14 protein-coding genes are annotated in these 17,564 nt (G+C 66.4%); 7 read left to right on the forward strand and 7 right to left on the reverse strand.

All coding sequences use genetic code 11. The annotated features are described in order from the left end of the window. Nucleotides 1-1,011: 1,011 nt before the first annotated feature. A complete protein-coding gene (locus ACZ3HL_RS38075; protein ID WP_465536392.1) occupies nt 1,012-1,605 on the reverse strand; it encodes a hypothetical protein in 594 nt (197 codons plus the stop codon). A gap of 649 nt (nt 1,606-2,254) precedes the next feature. Here ACZ3HL_RS38075 and ACZ3HL_RS38080 point away from each other — a divergent pair. From ACZ3HL_RS38080 to ACZ3HL_RS38090, 3 genes are all read left to right on the forward strand, one after another. Beyond that, nucleotides 2,255-3,388: a hypothetical protein gene (locus tag ACZ3HL_RS38080; protein ID WP_465536394.1), complete on the forward strand. Its 1,134-nt coding sequence runs from the start codon at nt 2,255-2,257 to the stop codon at nt 3,386-3,388. A 323-nt stretch (nt 3,389-3,711) separates the two neighbouring features. Then, on the forward strand, nt 3,712-4,017 hold the full coding sequence (locus tag ACZ3HL_RS38085) for a hypothetical protein (RefSeq protein WP_465536395.1): 306 nt from the start codon (nt 3,712-3,714) through the stop codon (nt 4,015-4,017). A gap of 409 nt (nt 4,018-4,426) precedes the next feature. Next, entirely contained in the window at nt 4,427-4,630 is a 204-nt protein-coding gene (locus ACZ3HL_RS38090; RefSeq protein WP_465536396.1) for a hypothetical protein, read from the forward strand. Nucleotides 4,631-4,934: 304 nt separating this feature from the next. On the opposite strand, the gene ACZ3HL_RS38095 is transcribed toward ACZ3HL_RS38090, so the two are convergent. Next, a complete protein-coding gene (locus tag ACZ3HL_RS38095) occupies nt 4,935-5,141 on the reverse strand; it encodes a hypothetical protein (RefSeq protein WP_465536398.1) in 207 nt (68 codons plus the stop codon). A 197-nt stretch (nt 5,142-5,338) separates the two neighbouring features. On the opposite strand from ACZ3HL_RS38095, the gene ACZ3HL_RS38100 reads away from it, so the two are divergent. Next, a complete protein-coding gene (locus tag ACZ3HL_RS38100) occupies nt 5,339-6,169 on the forward strand; it encodes a hypothetical protein (protein WP_465536400.1) in 831 nt (276 codons plus the stop codon). A gap of 809 nt (nt 6,170-6,978) precedes the next feature. Here the strand turns inward: ACZ3HL_RS38100 and ACZ3HL_RS38105 are convergent. The 4 genes from ACZ3HL_RS38105 to ACZ3HL_RS38120 all read right to left on the reverse strand — a co-directional run bounded on the left by ACZ3HL_RS38105 (nt 6,979) and on the right by ACZ3HL_RS38120 (nt 11,341). Next, a complete protein-coding gene (locus ACZ3HL_RS38105) occupies nt 6,979-8,118 on the reverse strand; it encodes a P-loop NTPase fold protein (RefSeq protein ID WP_465536401.1) in 1,140 nt (379 codons plus the stop codon). Continuing rightward, a complete protein-coding gene (locus ACZ3HL_RS38110) occupies nt 8,019-8,870 on the reverse strand; it encodes a hypothetical protein (RefSeq protein ID WP_465536402.1) in 852 nt (283 codons plus the stop codon). The genes ACZ3HL_RS38105 and ACZ3HL_RS38110 overlap by 100 nt, the downstream gene beginning before the upstream one ends. 202 nt (nt 8,871-9,072) lie before the next feature. Further along, the gene (locus ACZ3HL_RS38115; protein WP_465536404.1) at nt 9,073-10,161 is read right to left on the reverse strand and encodes a winged helix DNA-binding domain-containing protein; all 1,089 of its coding nucleotides are present in this window, start codon (nt 10,159-10,161) and stop codon (nt 9,073-9,075) included. 1 nt (nt 10,162) lies between these two features. After that, entirely contained in the window at nt 10,163-11,341 is a 1,179-nt protein-coding gene (locus ACZ3HL_RS38120; protein ID WP_465536406.1) for an epoxide hydrolase family protein, read from the reverse strand. Nucleotides 11,342-11,404: 63 nt separating this feature from the next. Here ACZ3HL_RS38120 and ACZ3HL_RS38125 point away from each other — a divergent pair, with 63 nt between their 5' ends. Further along, complete coding sequence (locus ACZ3HL_RS38125) at nt 11,405-12,364, forward strand: helix-turn-helix transcriptional regulator (protein WP_465374764.1); 960 nt, start codon at nt 11,405-11,407, stop codon at nt 12,362-12,364. A 115-nt stretch (nt 12,365-12,479) separates the two neighbouring features. Here ACZ3HL_RS38125 and ACZ3HL_RS38130 read toward each other — a convergent pair whose 3' ends face one another. Then, the gene (locus tag ACZ3HL_RS38130; RefSeq protein ID WP_465536408.1) at nt 12,480-15,797 is read right to left on the reverse strand and encodes an error-prone DNA polymerase; all 3,318 of its coding nucleotides are present in this window, start codon (nt 15,795-15,797) and stop codon (nt 12,480-12,482) included. Nucleotides 15,798-16,115: 318 nt separating this feature from the next. Between ACZ3HL_RS38130 and ACZ3HL_RS38135 the strand changes: the two genes are divergently transcribed. Next, complete coding sequence (locus ACZ3HL_RS38135) at nt 16,116-17,228, forward strand: tyrosine-type recombinase/integrase (RefSeq protein WP_465536409.1); 1,113 nt, start codon at nt 16,116-16,118, stop codon at nt 17,226-17,228. Next, the gene (locus tag ACZ3HL_RS38140) at nt 17,225-17,542 is read left to right on the forward strand and encodes a helix-turn-helix domain-containing protein (protein ID WP_465536411.1); all 318 of its coding nucleotides are present in this window, start codon (nt 17,225-17,227) and stop codon (nt 17,540-17,542) included. Before ACZ3HL_RS38135 ends, ACZ3HL_RS38140 begins: the two co-directional genes overlap by 4 nt. The last annotated feature ends 22 nt before the right edge of the window (nt 17,543-17,564 follow it).

Consider the following 17,564-nt stretch of genomic DNA (forward strand, 5'->3'; position numbering starts at 1 on the left):
AGCGGACTGTCCCATTATGCAATTGCACCGTTTGCGTGATACCGACGATCTGCCGCAGCGTGTCGAATCACGTAGCAGAGCGGTCTGGCTCTGCGCTATCGCGCATTGGCGGAATCCGCGATCGACTCCACTCACGTCGCCGCCGGTCAGGGCGGTGCACACGGACCGGAACGCAGGTGCGGGGTCCGCCACCGGGAGCCGTCGCTGGATACGGCTCCGACACAGGGTCGCAACCGCAGGTTTGGCCCAGTGCGTCCGCGATCCGCGAGGCAGGCTTCGCGCGACCACGTGGCCGACCCGTCAACGGTGGTGCCGCTACCTGTGAACACGGTCATGCAGGTGAATGCGCTCTGCGAAACCACGGTGTCGATACATCGCGTGCGGTCGTTCTCTCGGTCAGGCGCGTGACGGAACTGCCGGCGCGCGCCCGGCGCTCAGCTCGACAGGGTGAGGTCGGCGTGGCCGCTGGGATGTCGTGCTGGCCGAGCGCAGCCAGAAGTGCCTGCAGGGACCAGGTCCCGTGCACGCCGGAGAGTTCGGCGAGGTGCCCTGGCCAGGGTCCAGCCATGGGCGTCGCACAGGCCGGTGGCCAGCATCCGCGGGTACGCCGCGGGGCGCGACCGGGGCTATCTCGTCGGCGGCCCCACAAGGCGGTGCAGCTCAAAACGGGATACCCGTCGAGACTGCCGACGCCCAGCAGGGTCTCGTAGCGGCCGGGGGCCGAGGGCGACTCCCCTTCGCCAGGACCGACGAGAGATCACGGTGGGCACCGGGCTCGCGGTACATCTCCTGAACCACGATGTCGCCAAACTGCCCCGAGGTGACCAGGTAGGCGCGTGCGAACGCCGCCCCGGGTCAACCCGGGATCGTGGAACGCCCGGCCATCGCCCAGACTCGCGACAGGGTCGCGAAACAGATCCCGCGGCGTAGTTCACAGCCGCGTGAGTCCACCGGCAGCTCCGAGTCGCGCATCGCCGAGCGGAAGGCCCAGCGGGGAACGACGAGGCTCGGTCAGTCGTCCTCGCTGCGGTGCAGCCGCGCGGCAAGGAGCGCCACGAGATCAACCTCGGCGCCCGGCCCGAACCGCTCGGCCTCCTCGACCGACACGGGTGTCGCACCGTGCCGCAATCGCGGGCAGACCGGGCAGGCGCCTTCCAGCCCGGCCTGCCAGGGGCGCCCACACGAGTGGCACAGGCCCAATCCGAGCAACGCTGCCTGTGCTCCGGAAGTGATGGTGGGGATGCGGTGCTGCCAGCGGATACGGGCGGCTTCGATCGCGTGGCGCTGTCCGGCCATGCGCGCGGCGTGCTTCCAGGTCGCATCGTCGGTATGCCTGGCCAGCTCGTCGTACAACCGGGAGGCAAGGGCGTAGGCCTCGGCCCGGCGGTAAGGGTCGGTCGAGCGGAAGTCCTTCTCGGCCATACCCAGGCCACGCTCGAGATCTTTCCGCGACAGACCCGGGCCGAACCCGCCGACGTGCCCCGCGCTGTCCGGATCGTTCTCGCGCCACGGGCAGCTGCGCTGATTGCGGACGTGGCTGTAGGAATCGTCACCGCCACGGGCCTTCACGCGATGGCGGCGCTTGCTGCCGGCGTTCTTGGTCATGATCGCCTCTCCACGGTCGGAGCCCACGCCATCCGACCGGCACGATCGACCACATTCCGAAGGATGTCGAGCTGCACGTGAGTCCCCAACCTCGCCCCTGGGCGGGTATCGACCCTTGTCCTCGTCGACGTCCGCGTCCTTGCGTGGGAAGGGGACATCTCGGAAGCCGGCAGCGACGTGCGGCAGCCTTGCCGACCGTACCGCACCCTCGTGACCGACCCCAGACGTTCATGCCGAGTCACGTATACGGGCTGGGTGCGTGAAGCTCCCGTACCCCGAGTCGCGGCCGACAACGCCAACCCCGATGCGCCGAACGACGCCGGCAGCATGGCGCCGGCCTCCGGAGGCTCGGCCGGAAGCAGCATCGCTCGGCGGCAGTGCGGGGCGAACTCATCGAACGGCGCCGGGCCCGGTCGTCCACGACCTGACCGCCACCAGAGCGAAGCACAGTTGCCGTTTGGGGGCGTCCGCCGCCCGGCTCGCAACCCCTCGGGCCGGAACGCCGCGATGTTTCGAGCTTCCCCGAGTGTCGGACCGGCGTGATAGACGGTGGACATGAACGTTGCACTGGAATGGCACCCGTGGAGGGCTGTCGTAACGTCCGCAGCGAGCGGTCCGGCCGCGGCGCGCCGCGTGCGGTGGTGACATCGTGTCGTTGACCAGTGAACTCGCCAGCCCCCGTAGCCCGCTCGCCGCGTGGTGCGAGCGAACGTTCGCCGGGACGGCGTCGGTGGTCGAGAAGATCGCGACCGCCGTACGGGACGTCCGCCCGGTCCGTCCAGTAGGCGAAGTCCCGGCACGGTGGTGGGCGGAGGTCGGCGGCGCCTTCGGACAGCGGCTTGCGGACCTGGTCCAGCCAGCGCCGCCGTACTACGCGCTGCTCGGGCTGATCCAGGCCAAGTGGGCGTCCCCTGGGTGGGCGCACGATCAGGCCGCGCGCTACCCCAGCCACCGGGACCTCACCGCCGAGTACCGTGCCCGCGCGCTGCATCTCCGGCCCGCGGCGGGGTCCTGGCTAGACCTTGGCGGCCCCGGCGAACCGCACCTGCCGGGCAATCCGGCCGCCGAGGTGGCGTGGGCGGACTTCCTCGAGCGCGGCCGCACCTACCTGGCCCGCCACGCCCCTACCGGAGCGCTCGGCTCCTCCGGCGCCGAAGCCGGACTGGCCCGCCTATGCTGGCTGCTGACCCTGTGCGAGGACGTCTACCGCACCGGTCTCGTCGACGACCGCCTGGCCCGGCTCTTCGATACCGGCCAACCGACCGTGGACCAGCTACGCGGCCTGGTCGAGCAGCGCCAGGTCGACGAACTCGTGACACTCGGCCGACGCCTGCACGAGCGCGGCACCCTCTGGGAGCTCCGGAAACTCGCCGGCAACCCCGGCCCCGGCACACCCCTCGGGATCGCCGGACCGACGATCGTCCCGCACTGGGCCGACGCCGACCTCCTCCTCGGCGCCATCGACCCCGACCACGGAATCGACGCCCACGGCGGAACGCTCATCGACGTCAAAACCGTCGTCAGCGTCCGCGACACCGCCAAGGTCGGACGCTGGCTGTGGCAAGTACTGCTCTACGCGTGGCTGGACACCGCTGACCTGTACCGGATCCGGCAGGTCGGTTTGCTCCTCGGCCGGCACGGTGTCCTGTTCACCTGGCCCGTCGACGAACTCGCCGAACGCCTCCTCGGACGCCGCGTCACCGGCGACCACGCCCGCAACGCCTTCCACGACATCGCCGGACAGATCATCACCGGCCACGGTCTCCCCTGGCCGGTTGCTTGACCATGCGACGACGAGACGCCTGTGTCGACCTGCTCCCCGGGACGACCTAAGCGTGGTCGGTTCGTGCGCCGGCCATCATCATCCGGCCTCCGCGGACGACCACATCCATCGCGCAGGAACCAGACACCTTGGGGTATCGCGTTCCTCGACTGCGCGCCCGAACGAAACGCCTGGGCAGCCACTCACCGGGCGTCGTTCGCTCCGATGCCCGGAGCACGTCATCGCGGCGCACGAACGCCTGGTCAGCCGCGCGATGGCGAGGTTAATGCCCCTATCCGATGCCTGCGCAATCGTCTGGTTCACACGACAGGGAAAGCGACACGGTGAGCAAGCCTCGGGGTTACTACTTCGACCGCATGCTGAGACTGCTCCGTGTCACAGGTCCCTTCACCGATTGGCTGGCCACCACCGCGACCTACCTCGTCCTCGCCAGCGTGCTGCTCTGGATCGTCTCGATTATTCCGATCGCGTGGGTGTCCGGAAATCTCCCAGCGCCGCGCGGCGGCTGGGGCGACGGGCTGGGCTGGCTATATCTCGCCGCAGTGCTTATCTGGGTAATCCCCGCCTCCGCCTGGTGCGGATTCCGGATCTACCAGAACCGTCGCATAACCGACTACTCGAACCGCTAGGCCTCACCGGCGTCCCTTTGGAAATTGTCCTCACGGGACGCGCGCAAGCTCAAGCTTTGGTATTTCCTCAGCTGGGGGTGAGCCTGACGGCTGCGGTGACCGGGCCTCGTGGGCCGGCACGGCCGCCTGCCCGGCAGACCTCATCGCTGCATGAACGGATGTTCGGCGGCGGTCCCCACGCGATCCTGTGACCGCACTATGCAGACCGTTGTCCTGTGCGGATGCTGCTCACCGTGCGACGCATCCGGCATACTCTGCCCCCGTGGACCTCGTCGTGCTCTTCCCGGTCGTGGCCGTAGTCGTCCTTCTCAGCGTGATGCTGCTGGCGGCGTTCACCAGAAAAGGCTCGGTGGCCACCATCTCGATGACCGCTTGGTGAATCAAGGAGCACACGGCAGCACCGCCGGACATGGTCTATACCTCGCTCACCCCGCACTGCCCGACCGGGTACTCGGTCGAGGATCACGTTGCCGCCCGCGGCAACGTGATCCTGTCGTCCCGACCGACGGTCTTCACATGGGGCTTCCTCTACCCGGCTGTCATCCACGCGGAGGGCACCGGGACGCGTGTGGACCTCGGGATCAAGCCGAAGCTGTTCAGTACGGGCCGTTAGTAACGCGAGCACACTGGAAACTCGCGCATGCACTGGTCATTCTGACCCAGGGCCACGTCGAAGGCGACTGACCTATACGATGCACGAGCTGATGCCATCGTGTGTAGGGCCTCACCGCTCGTGACATGTCGGCCTTGTGCGACCTGGGTCTTCTCGGTCGTCTCACGGCGACCTCACCATGATCAGTCTCAACCTGTGGCATTTCCTCTCGACGTCGGGGAGCAGGCCGAACTGTGAGGCGCCGCCAACCCGACCACAACGACCCCGCTCCAGCGCGCGATCGGAGTCGGTCGTCGATGTTCGCTCACAGGAGCCCGTGAGCCAGCTTGGCGAGGGAATCCAGCATCGAAGGATCCCCCGTGCCGATCGCCAGGACGGCGACAAGCAGTATCCCGGCAAGCCAGAAAGTGGTGGCCGGCCTGAGCCGCGCCACGCGAACTCCCGCGACGGCCATCACCGTCAGCAGAACAGCGGACATACCTGCGGCGATGAAGATGTATGTGACGGGCATAGACGCCACCCCTTTCGTGGAACTCCTCCCTTCATTTTTTGACAGCCGCCAATGTCTGTCCAAGACAACTTTTCGGGGCGAACCCGATTGATCCGACCTGAATCTTGTAACACCAGACTGGCATGTCGAGATATTCAACCCAGGCCGGGCGCCCCAGAGCTGGTTGCTCCATTGGGGTGAGGGAGTAGGAGGGGCTAATGCCTGTCACGGCGGGCTCGCGAACGCCGCGAGACGATGACCTCAGTGCCGTATTGCGCGACATCGCAGTCGGCCGCAAGCGCGATACCCGTTTGCGGTTGGCCAACATGGCGGAGACAAGGGCTTTTCTTGATGTAGGCTTGGAGTTGCTGCGAGAGGACCTGATCGACAGCGTCGAGCCGGATTTCGAAGAAGACGAGAGGTCGAAACTTTTCGAATCGATCTCTCGTGATCGAATTCTGCGAAAATCTGCGGATGTCGCACCCGAATTGCGACTCAGTGTCAATATGTTCCGATATCGATGGGATCGCAAAGACCGCTACACTGAAGACCTCATTTCTTACATGTTCCGGCTCGCTCCACAGAAGGCACACCTCGACGATATGGAGACACTGAGTCAAAGTATGGTCGCCGATTTGAGTCTCGGGCAGTTCGTTCGCCGCTTGGCGGACGAAGAGGTACGGTTGATGCTCGAAGATCCGCTTGTCGGCCTGCAGGGCATCGTCCAAAGCGCGATGCCCAACCATCCGCGGGTTCGCGAGTTCTGCCGAGCTCAGCTCAACCAGTTGCTCCCGCGCTGGGCCAGCCTCTATGCGCAGGTTTCACATGCTTACGGAGTGCGGCTGCGACCCGGCCGGACATGGCTCGATCTTGCGATTATGTTCAATGCAGTCGTTGAAGGCGAGCTGGCCTGGGCACGTCTCGGTCAGCGTCCGGTATTGACGAACGGTGATCACGTGCTGGCTGGCGCGATCCTCGCGATGCTGCCCAACCTGGTCGAGGGGCTGGATGACGATCTTGACAGCGTTCATTCAGTAGGCCGAGCGTGACTTCGCGGCACGTCCGTGGCCGCGGCGGGCAGGTCTTGCCAGGTCCCGCCAGGGGACTTGAACACCTCGGTGCCCGGACTTGCCACCGCGTCGGCGGGTACCACTGGCAATTCGAGCTGTCGCGGAGCGGGCTCGACATAGCGCGACCTCAAGCGGCATTTATCGAACGTCGTCTACGCCCGCATGCTCGCCGATCAGAAACGACGTTAGGCCGTTCACGGTCGCAGACCAAGCTTCCGGAATAGTAGCGCCGCCCATAGCAGGAACGAAAACGCCACGGCGCGGCTGCACGCAAGGTCTGCAAGTCAACGTCGAGCCAGCCGGTCACCAACACTGACGCGCAGTCTGGAAGCCGAACTTGAACCAACGCCGCCAGGGCCTTCAACGTAACCATGACCGAACTCCCCACCACAGGTGGGAGTTCGGTGCCTTCCAGGTCTACAGCGCGAGGCCCGACTGCGATCGCCGAGTCGCCAAGGCCCACTCAGGTGGTCCAGCGTTGACCAATCTCATTCAACGGTATATTTGCCAACATTGGTCAAGATTAGTCAAACTTTGCCACTGGAAATGTGACCTTACGTGGGTGCCTGTAGGTCTCGGCCCGTGTGGCAAGTTGATCTTCTCTAGCCTGCGCGTTCCCGAGCCGTCTCACTGCGATGTCATCATGATCATTCCCAGTGCACGTGTCATTTCCTTACTGAAGTTGTTAGGTCCTGTGGATGTTACGTAAGCACCCGCCTTATAAGCGGAGGGTCAGAGGTTCGAGCCCCCTTGCCGGCTGCACTCTTGACATGAGTCGGCCCGCGCCGTCAGCGAGGTGGAGAAGGCAGCACGTAAGAGAACGGTCGGACGCGCGGGACCCATGTCTGGAGGACTTGCAGGTCTGGCAGGTTGATCGCGTCCGAGAGCGCGAGCAAGCTGTCGTGCAGGTGTGTCCATGCCGCGAGTTCGGCGTCGGCGATCTGGCCGATCGCGGTGCTCGTCCAGTGTTGGGGCTGGCCTTGCGGCTTCAGCGTTGCGATAAAGTCGGTCCAGGTCGTCGCGGATGGCGTATGGAGCAGGGCGTCGGCGAGCCGACCGCTCAGGGTTGCGTGTGCGGCGAAGGCGCCGAGAAGCACGATGACTGCTTGGTATTCGTGGTCGATGAAGGCTGCGGTCTCGGTGAGGTCACGGGTTGAGCGGACCAACCGGTAGAGGTTGACCAGCCGTTTGGCGTCGCGGGGGGTCTCGATCAGCTGGTCCAGGCGCGAAAGCAGATCGATCTCATGGTCGAACAGGGGGTGCGGTCGCTCGGGAGTCTGTGTCGGATCCAGCTGTGTGGCAACTTGAGACCTCTCCTCGACTTGGATCGCCGTGGTCACCACGCTTGACGTCACGGGCGGCTCGGTGCGCGCGGCGGCATCGGTAGCTGGTGGCGTGGACGCGCTGTTTGAGTCCGCGTGGCGCGCTGACGGTTCGACCATGCTGTTGACTAGCTGCCGCAGGCCGCCGGATGCCATGGGGGGCAGGACGAGTGGGATGTTGAGGATCTTCTCGAGGTAGTCCTCGGGTGAGATGCGCCAGCCGTCGCGGTGTGCGGTGGGTTGGCCCTCGACGAGCTGGCCGTAGTGGCTGCTGATGGAGCGCAACAGCCAGCGCGGGTCTACCCCGACTACGACGACGAACAGGTCGAAGGCGAGGAGCAGGTGCACGGCTTGTAGTACGTCGACGACTTGAGCTGGAGCGCAACGGTCGAGGTCATCGATGTAGAGCACGATCCGGTCGACGGGTTTCGGCGGGTCATTCTCGCTCTGGGAGGGCTCCCGCAGCAGGGCGACGAGCTTCTCGAAGTCCTTCCGGATCGTGGAGATCAACCCCAGGCTGCCGCGGTAGTCTTCGGTCGTGGACCGCTCGGCCAGGAACGCATAAAGCCGGCGTCCGGGGGTGAGCTCGGCGAGCTGCCCTCCCAACTGCCCGACTCGCTCGATGACCTGTTGTAGCTGGCGAGCATTGCCGCATAAGGCAGGATCCCAAGCATGTCCTGCGCCGCGTCGATGTATTCGTTCGAGTCGACCAGATCCCTGCTTATGCCTCCGGCAAGCCTCCATGGACGCACTGCTTGCCGTGGGACATTCTCCCTGTTTAGCTCGCGATCGACGAACGTCTTGTACGTCGCTAAAATTGTCGCGCGCTCATCGTCATGCTCTACGCCGTATATAAATGCCGAGTTGAGGTGCCCGTCATTGACTGTTCGAGCTCGCGCCACTTCCTCTAAAGCGATTAATATTCTCGATTCGTAATTCCGCAACGAGAGGCGCCTGGATGGAGCACTAGCTTGAAAAGCAATGGATAGAATGCGTGGATCTTTAAGGCATTGATCAATAACCTTCGCAAACTGCGACTGCTTTATTTTGGAACTCGCTCGAGCACGGTTGCGCAGTAGGAAAATCACGTAGGGCTTTTCGCTTTTTGTTCCATCGTGAACATATATCGGTTTGAGTTCATGCTCGAAGACGTTCATGTCAACGGCAATGGCGGCCTCGGGCAGTGCCTCGGCGATTAATTCGAGCATGGACTTAATTTGGTCTTGTTCTTCTCCGACATCAACAATCAGCGCATCGGCGGGGATGCTCCGTGGTTGATCTGCTGAAGTGAAAGACCACTCAACCCTGAGGTGTACCCCGAGCTCTTGAAGGTCGACTTGCGCTGATTGAGGATCCATACTCTCAGCTCGCGTTGAGGTCGCTGAGTGTTACACGGCACCGACTACTGCCTGGTGTCTAGCTGGGAAGTGCTGCAGTACGAAACTGTAGGTTCTCGCCGCTGGTGACATGTCGATCTTGCGTGGCCTGGGCGTTCTCAGTTGTCTCACGGTGACGTCATCATGATCAGTCTCAAACTCTTGGCATTTCCTCATCTGTGGGCTATCCGTTGAACCGGATGTCGTGAACGGCGCCGGGAGCGGCGAACTCCAGTAGCCGCAGCGCTTCGGCTTCGATGGCTTCTCGGTCGGCGGCGGAGATCGAGCGCAGCGGCACGACGGTGAGCACACCTGTGCGGTCCTTCGTCCAGGTCGCGGCCACCGTGCCGTCGACGAGCACGGTGGCCGCGACCGCGTCGCCTTGGCAGACCTGGCGTCGGATCGGGTCGGCCATGACGCGGGTCCGGTCGGCGTACGCGAGCAACGTCGCGTCGAACTCCGGCAACAGCCGGACGGGCGCGGGGAGATCGGCGGGCGGCAGTTCCCGGTCGCGCAAGTCGAACAGCTCGCGGCCCGACTTGTCCGCATACGTGCGCAGTTCCGGCCGCAACTGCTCGAAGATCTCAGGCAGCCCGCTCACCCCGGACCAGGTCCGGGCGTCGGCGACGGTGGCCGGGCCGAACGCGGCCAGGTAACGCCGCACCATTTCGCGGGAGCTCTCGGCGGTCGCTTCGGGCAGGTCCGGAAAGGCCGCGAACGGGGTCGCACCACGCTTGCCCCACGTCCCGCTCGGCGCGGGATGCACCACGGGGAGCAGGTACTGCACCGTCCAGCCGAGCGCGGTCGCGTCGGCGCCGGGGCGGGTTCGCGCGAGCGCTCGGCCCAGTTCGGGACGGGTGAGCACTTTGCCACTGGACAGCAGTTCCGCCGCTTCGGTGACGAGGTCGTCCAGCTCGATGCCGGTGGTGCGGCGGCCGAAAACGTTGCGCTGCACCCGTTTCAGCAAGAGCGCCAGCACCGGCCGTACGAGCCGGAAGTCCGCCGCCGGCACCAGGTGCTGGGTAGCCCGCATCAACACGGACCGCACCAGGGAACCGGTTTCGATGGCGGTGGTGAGGTCCTCGATGGTGAAACGGTCGAGCCTGCTCCATAACGCGAGATAGGGCGGATCCGGGGACTGCGCGTTGAGCCCGAAGAGGTGCCCGGTCGCCGCGACCACGTCCAGTCCGGCGCGGCCGAGCAGCAGCTGCCGGTCGAGCAAGGCGCGGTTGAGCGCCCGCGGGCTCAGCACCGCGGTCCCGCGGGCGCCCATCTCAGCGCACCTTCCGGAAGAACACGCGGACGTCATCGACCAGCGCGGCGGGCGCCTCCATGGCGAGGAAGTGCCCGCCGTGGCCGAGTTCGGTCCAGTGCACGACGTGGTGGTCGCGCTCGGCCCACCGGCGGACGGTCACGTCGTGCGCGGACACGAGCACACCGGTGGGCACGGTCGGCGCCGCAGCGCCGCTCCAGTCGCCGGATCCCCAGTCCCCGGATTCGCCGCCGCTCCAGTCGTTCGCCGAAATCTCCTCGTAGTAGATCTGGGCGGCCGAACCGGCGGTGCCGGTGAACCAGTACAGCGAGATCGTGGCGAGCATGCGGTCGCGATCCACGCATTCCTCGGGCAGCGCTTCTTCGGGCATGGTCAGTTCCTTGAACTTCTCCACGATCCACGCGAGCTGACCGGCGGGCGAGTCGTGCAGGCCGTAGGCCACCGTCTGCGGACGCTTGGAGTTGCACTGCAGGTAGCCGTCGTTGAAGTTCTGCATCGACTCCCAGCGGCGCTGGTCGGCCTCGGGAAGGTCGTCCAGTTCGCCCTCGGCGCCGATCGGGAACGTGATCATCGCGGTGAGGTGCACGCCGAGCACGTGCTCGGGATCCTGCTTGCCGATCTCCGGGCCCACCCACGAACCGGTGTCGTAGCCGTGCACGCCGTACCGCTCGTAGCCGAGCGCGGCCATCAGCCGGGCGAACAGGCCTGCCATCTTCGCGGCGCTCATCCCCGGGCCGGCCAGCGGCGTGGAGAACCCGAACCCCGGCAAGGACGGGATCACCAGGTGGAAGGCGTCGGCCGGGTCTCCCCCGTGCGCCCGCGGGTCCGAAAGCGGCCCGATCACGTCGAGGAAGTCGGTCACCCCGCCCGGCCACCCGTGCAGCAGGACCAGCGGCGTGGCGTCCTGTTCCGGCGAGCGCACGTGGAGGAAGTGCAGGCGCTGGCCGTCGATGGCGGTGACGAACTGCGGGTGGGCGTTGAGCGCGGCCTCCTGCGCCCGCCAGTCGAACCCGGTGCGCCAGTACTCGGCTAGTCCGGCTAGGTAACCGACGGGCACACCCCGGCTCCAGCCGACGTCCGGCAGTTCGCTCGGCCAACGGGTGGCGGCCAGACGCGTGGCGAGATCGTCGAGGTCCGCCTGCGGGATGTCGATCGAGAAAGGGTGGATGTCCTGTGTCATGAGGACCACGCTAGAACCCGGTTAGGACAACTTCGGTCCTAACCGGACGGCAGAATGAAAACCATGCTGGAAACCTCCGCACGACTGCTGAAGCTCCTGTCGCTGCTGCAGACCCACCGCGACTGGCCGGGTACCGACCTGGCCGAACGCCTCGGCGTCACCACGCGGACCGTGCGACGGGACGTCGAGCGCCTGCGGGAACTCGGCTACCCGGTGCACGCGCTCCAAGGCACACCCGGCTATCGGCTCGGCGCGGGCGCGTCCCTGCCACCGCTGCTGCTCGACGACGACGAAGCGGTCGCGGTGGCCGTCGGACTGCGCACCGCCACGAGCAGTTCGGTCACCGGTATCGAGGAGACGGCGTTGCGCGCGCTCACCAAGCTGGAGCAGGTGCTGCCGTCGCGGCTTCGGCATCGGGTGAACACCCTCCAGACCGCGACCGTGCGCGCCGGAGTGGCGCCCGGCCCGAAGATCTCGGCGGACACGCTGATGACCATCGCGAACGCGTGCCGCCACCACGAACGCCTGCGCTTCGACTACGTCAGCCCGCGCGGCGGTGCTTCCCGGCGGCACGCCGAGCCCTACCGCCTGGTCCACTTCGGCAGGCACTGGTACCTCGTCGCCTTCGACGTCGACCGCGACGATTGGCGCACCTTCCGCGTCGATCGCCTCACCCCGCGACCGCCCGCCGGCGCCCGGTTCACGCCCCGCGAGCCGCCGTTCGACGACGTCGCGGCCTATCTGGCGCAGCAGCTCTCCGCGCGCGCCTGGCCGTGCCAGGCGACGGTCGAGCTGCACGAATCGGCCGACGCGGTGGCCGACCGGGTCTGGCCGGGGATGGGCGCCGTCGAGGCCCTCGACGAGCACCGCTGCCTCCTGCACCTCGGCGCCCCGTCGACGTCCGACCTGGTGTGGATGATCACCTCGGTCCAGACCGATTTCACCCTGGTCAGCGGACCGCCGGAACTCGAAGGCGCGCTCCGGCAGCAAGCAGAACGGTGCCTGCGCGCGATCGAAACTTGACCGGGCGCTGCCGCAGAGGCTCACCAGAATGTCGTCGATGACATCCACACGACATGGCCGGCAAGATAACGGCACGAATCATGAGACCCTACAGAAACGCGGAATCTGACGTCGACTACCGGAAGTCGCGCGATGTTGTGGCGAGACCGCGCAGATCGAGTGGTTCGAAGTGGTCTGCTGCGAGGCTGGTGACACCGTGGTGGGATTGGACGACACCGTGGACCAGGAGCGCGGGTGAGCTGCGCACGATCTTGTGCTCCCGATCCCAGAGGCGCTGTGTCACAACGATATTGAGCATGCCGGTTTCGTCCTCGAGGTTGAGGAAGGTGATGCCGCCGGCGGTGGCGGGGCGTTGGCGGTGTGTCACAGCCCCGGCGACCCAGATTGCGGCACCGTTCCCCGAGCCGGACACAGCAGCGATGGTGAGCGCACCGCGATCGTCGAGATACGCGCGCAGGTACTGCATCGGGTGCTCGCCCGGGGAGATCCCGGTAGCCCACAGGTCGGCGGCGGTGATCTCGAAGGCGGTCATGCCGGGCAGGGCGGGGGCGTCGAGTCCGGAGGCGATGCCGGGCAGGTGGGTGTCGCGGCTGGCGGCGGCGGGTCCGGCTGCCCACAGTGCCTGGCGCCGGTCTGGGCCGAGGGATTCCAGCGCTCCGGCGGTGGCGAGTGCCTCGAGCGCGGGGGTGGTGAGGTCGGTGCGGTAGCCGAGGTCGCCGAGGTCGGCGAAAGTGCCGTTCTGGTCTCGTTCGGCGATCAGCCGGTCGACGGCGTCGTCGCCGAGGTGGCGGATCCCGCCGAGGCCGAGCCGGATCGCGACCCCGCCCGTGCTGCCGGGGTCGGGTTCCAGGGTCGGGTGGGCCAAGGAGCGGTTGATGTCGGCGCGCCGGATCTTCACACCGTGGTGGCGGGCGTCGGTGACCAGGGATTGCGGGCTGTAGAAGCCCATGGGCTGGGCGCGCAGCAACCCCGCGGTGAACGCAGCCGGGTAGTAGCACTTGAAGAACGCGGAGGCGTACACCAGCAACGCGAACGACATGCTGTGTGCTTCGGGGAAGCCGTAACCGGAGAAGGCTTTGATCTGTTCGTAGATCGTGTCGGCGAGCTCGCCGGTGATCCCGTTGGCCGCGGCACCGGCGTAGAAGCGGTCCCGCAACCTTTCCATCTTCGCCGCGGACCGTTTGGCGCCCATCGCCCGGCGCAGCTGGTCGGCCTCAGCCGCGCTGAACGACCCGACGCTGGTGGCCATCTGCATCACCTGCTCCTGGAACAACGGCACACCCAAAGTGCGGTCCAAGGGGCCGGCCAGGAGCGGGTGCGCGTGCGACCACTGCTCCTCACCGCGGCGGCGGCGCAGATACGGGTGCACGGATCCGCCCTGGATCGGGCCCGGGCGGATCAGCGCGACCTCCACGACCAGGTCGTAAAACGTCCGTGGCCGCAGCCGGGGCAACGTCCCGAGCTGCGCGCGGCTCTCCACCTGGAACACCCCGATCGCATCCGCCGCGCACAGCATGTCGTAGACCTTCGAGTCGGCGAGGTCGAGCTGCCCGAGGTCGATGACGGTGTCATGGTGCTCGGCGATCAGATCGAGCATGTAGTGCAGCGCCGAGAGCATCCCCAGGCCAAGCAGGTCGATCTTCACCAGCCCCGCGGACGCGCAGTCGTCCTTGTCCCACTGCAAGATCGACCGGCCCTGCATGCGGGCCCACTCGACCGGGACCACCTCCGACACCGGGGTCTTCGACAGCACCATGCCGCCGGAGTGGATCCCGAGATGCCGCGGAAACCCCTCCAGCCGGGCCGCGAGCCCGAGCACATCCCGCGGGATCCCGTGCCCGTCCTGCCCGGCGGTCGCGGCGACGCTGTTCCACCGGTCGGCGGCCTTGGCGAACGCGTCCTGCTGACCGGGGCTGTACCCCAGCGCGCGGGCGGAGTCCCGGATCGCCGACGGCGCCCGATACGTGATCACGTTCGCGACCTGCGCCGCGTTGCGTCGGCCGTGGGTGTCGTAGACGTACTGGATGACCTCGTCGCGCCGGTCAGACTCAATGTCGACGTCGATATCGGGGTAGCCGTCGCGTTCGGGAGCGAGGAACCGTTCGAACAGCAGTCCGTAGCGGACGGCGTCGACGCTGGTGATCCGCAACGCGAAACACACCGCCGAGTTCGCCGCCGACCCGCGGCCCTGGCAGAGGATCCCGGCTTCGCGGGCGAACCGCACGATGTCCCACACGATCAGGAAATACCCCGGAAACCCCAGCTCGGTGATCACCTCGAGCTCGTAGTCCAGCTGCGCATAGGCCCGCGGCGCGTCGTCCCGGATCCCGTACCGCTCCCGCGCGCCCGCGTAGGTCAGCTCGCGCAGGTAGGAGGATTCGTCGTGCCCGTCCGGGACCGGGAACGGCGGCAACTCCGGCGCCACCAACGTCAGGTCGACCGCGCACTCCACCCCCAGCAGCGCCGCCCGCTGCACCGCTCCCGGGTAGCGGGCGAAGATCTCCGCCATCTCCTCCCCCGACCGCAGGAACTGCATTCCCGCCGCCGGGAGCCAGCCCTGCATGTCCTCCATGCTCCGGCGCGCCCGGATCGCCGCGACCGCGTCCGCGTACACTGCGTCCTGCGGCGCCGCATAGTGCGTGTTCGTCGTCGCCACCGTCGGCAGCTTCAGCTCGGCCGCCATCCCCGCCAGCAAATCGTTGTGCGTCGAATCCAACGGCAGGCTGTGATCGATCAGCTCAACCGTGACCGAGTCCCGCCCGAACCGGTGCACCAGCACCCGCAGCTGCTCGGCGGCCATAGCCGGCCCGGACTCCACCAGGGCCCGCCGCACCGCGCCCTTACGGCAGCCGGTGAGGACCTGCACATGCCCGCGCAGATCCTCCACCACCTGATCCAGCTCGTACCGCGGGGCGCCCTTCTCCCCCGCCAGCTGACCGGTCGAGATCGTCCGGCACAACCGCTGATACCCCTCCAGACCGCGGGCGATCACCAAAAGATGCGTCCCCGCCGGATCCGGCACCCCGTTCTGCGGCTCCGTCAGCCCGAGCGACAACTCCGCGCCGAACCCCGTCCGGACACCGAGCTCCTTCGCCGCCTCGGCGAACCGCACCGCCCCGTACAAGCCGTCGTGATCGGTCAGCGTGATCGCGTCCAGCCCCAGCCGCGCCGCCTCCTCCACCAGCTCCTCCGGATGACTCACCCCATCCAGGAAGCTGAAGTTCGAATGACAATGCAACTCCGCATACGGGGTCCGGGCCAGCGCACCACCACCGTCATCCGACCGCGGCGTCATCAGGTCCGGCGGCGGCCCTGCATACCCCTCACGCTTCCGCGACCACGCCGGCGCATCGTTACCGTCTCCCGCCGGTGGACGGCCCGACGCGATCCGCTCCAGCTCCGACCAGCTCGCCGGACCACCACTCCACGCCATCGACCACTCCACGACACACCAGAGGAGCCGTGGGGAAGACAGCACCAACATCGAACGTCTGTGCGATCGTCCGTTCTACCTGCAACTTTGTCAAATCCAGACCGAGCAGAGTTGCACCTATCACAACAGACTGCCTGTGCAGCGTTTGTGCAGATCACAAGCTTGCTGACGGAACCTCGGGGAGTCAAGTCGAACCTTCAGCGCGGGCCGTGAGCACCACTGCCACCCAGGTCGACAGGCACATCAGACGTTAGTCCGAACGAGTGGATCTGCGCATTGCTTAATGCCACATCGTTGTGTTTGATGCAACATATGGCAGTGGACGACGACCTTGCCGGCGCGGCTCGCATAGTGCTCGTCGAAGGCGTGTCGTTTCTTGATCCGGAGACGGCAGTGTTCGAGGCGATGCTCGAGGGGTGGGTGCGGCAGCAGCGAGTCCGGTCACTGAAGTCTCGGACCATCCGTGCCCGGTTGGATTTGGTACGTCGGCTCGCCGCGGCGTCGAACCAGTACCCGTGGCAGTGGACTGCCGGCGAGGTGGAAGCGTTCCTGTCGCATTTGCGCTCCGGCGACAGGCCGGTCCGGATGTCGACGCTGCGCGCGCACGAGGGCGTGTTGCGCTTGTTCTTGCAGTACGTCACCGATCCGCGGTATCAGTGGCCGGACGTGTGCGCGCAGCGATTCGGCGCGGCACCGGTGATGGTCTTGCATGAGTTCAACAGCGTCCGGCACGTCACTGACGTCGAGAGCCGGCCTGAGCGGCGCGCGTTGAGTTACGACGAGGTGCAGGCGCTGTTCGACGCCGCCGACGGGTTAGCGGATCAGGCGCGGGCGCGTGGTCGCAAGGGCAGCATCACCGCGTTACGGGACTCGATCGTCCTGAAGGCGGTGTACGCGTTCGGACTCCGACGCCGGGAAGCCTGGGGTCTGGATCTGCCAGACCTGCGCCACAATCCCCGCATACGCCATTTTCAGCGCTGCGGCGCACTGTTCGTTCGCTGGGGCAAGAGTTCCCGGGGAAGCCCGCCGAAGCGGCGCACTGTCCTGCTTGTCCCCGAGATGGACTGGGTGGTCGAGCCCTTCGAGGAATGGCTCGAGGAGATCCGGCCGTTGCTGGACACCGCCGGGCTCCAGGCGCTGTTTCTCACCGAGCGCGGTAGCAGGCTGGCGCCTCGGGGGCTCAATGCGGCGTTCCAGCGGGCCCGGGACGCCGCCGGCCTGGACTCAGAGCTCGACCTGCACTGTTTGCGGCACTCCTACGTGACGCACCTTGTCGAGTTCGGATACCCGCCACGGTTCGTCCAGGAGCAGGTCGGCCACGTATATCCCAGTACGACCTCGATCTACACCGATGTGTCGGACGAGTACCGGAACCGGTTGATGCAACAGGCACTTGGCGCCTTCGCGCCGTTCATGTGGGAGGCGCCGTGACCAAGAAAATGACCTTCGAGTGGCATCTGCGTATGCGGATGGCCGAGCGTGGAATGTTCCAGACCTCGGATCTGGTCAAGCCCTTGGCAGAACGCGGGATCGTGCTGTCTCGCGAGCAGATCTACCGGCTCGTCACGACGCCGCCCCAGCGGCTGTCGATGGATGTGTTCGCCGCCCTGTGCGACATCCTCGACTGCGCACCCAACGACCTGATCGAGATCAAAGCCACCCGTGCGTCAACGGCGAAGGCCGCAGGAACGAAACGGGTTCCGAACGCCCGCCGCAGCACCATCCGCCGCCCGGATCTGTCATGACACAACCAAACTCTGTTGGCGG

Source organism: Amycolatopsis sp. NPDC000009, from assembly GCF_055563465.1.

What these genes read in the sequence shown, in the direction of transcription:
- ACZ3HL_RS38090 (WP_465536396.1), top strand. Translation starts at nt 4,427, where the DNA reads ATGGTCTATACCTCGCTCACCCCGCACTGCCCGACCGGGTACTCGGTC.
- ACZ3HL_RS38095 (WP_465536398.1), bottom strand. Translation starts at nt 5,141, where the DNA reads ATGCCCGTCACATACATCTTCATCGCCGCAGGTATGTCCGCTGTTCTG.
- ACZ3HL_RS38125 (WP_465374764.1), top strand. Translation starts at nt 11,405, where the DNA reads ATGCTGGAAACCTCCGCACGACTGCTGAAGCTCCTGTCGCTGCTGCAG.
- ACZ3HL_RS38120 (WP_465536406.1), bottom strand. Translation starts at nt 11,341, where the DNA reads ATGACACAGGACATCCACCCTTTCTCGATCGACATCCCGCAGGCGGAC.
- ACZ3HL_RS38115 (WP_465536404.1), bottom strand. Translation starts at nt 10,161, where the DNA reads ATGGGCGCCCGCGGGACCGCGGTGCTGAGCCCGCGGGCGCTCAACCGC.
- ACZ3HL_RS38100 (WP_465536400.1), top strand. Translation starts at nt 5,339, where the DNA reads ATGCCTGTCACGGCGGGCTCGCGAACGCCGCGAGACGATGACCTCAGT.
- ACZ3HL_RS38110 (WP_465536402.1), bottom strand. Translation starts at nt 8,870, where the DNA reads ATGGATCCTCAATCAGCGCAAGTCGACCTTCAAGAGCTCGGGGTACAC.
- ACZ3HL_RS38130 (WP_465536408.1), bottom strand. Translation starts at nt 15,797, where the DNA reads ATGGCGTGGAGTGGTGGTCCGGCGAGCTGGTCGGAGCTGGAGCGGATC.
- ACZ3HL_RS38075 (WP_465536392.1), bottom strand. Translation starts at nt 1,605, where the DNA reads ATGACCAAGAACGCCGGCAGCAAGCGCCGCCATCGCGTGAAGGCCCGT.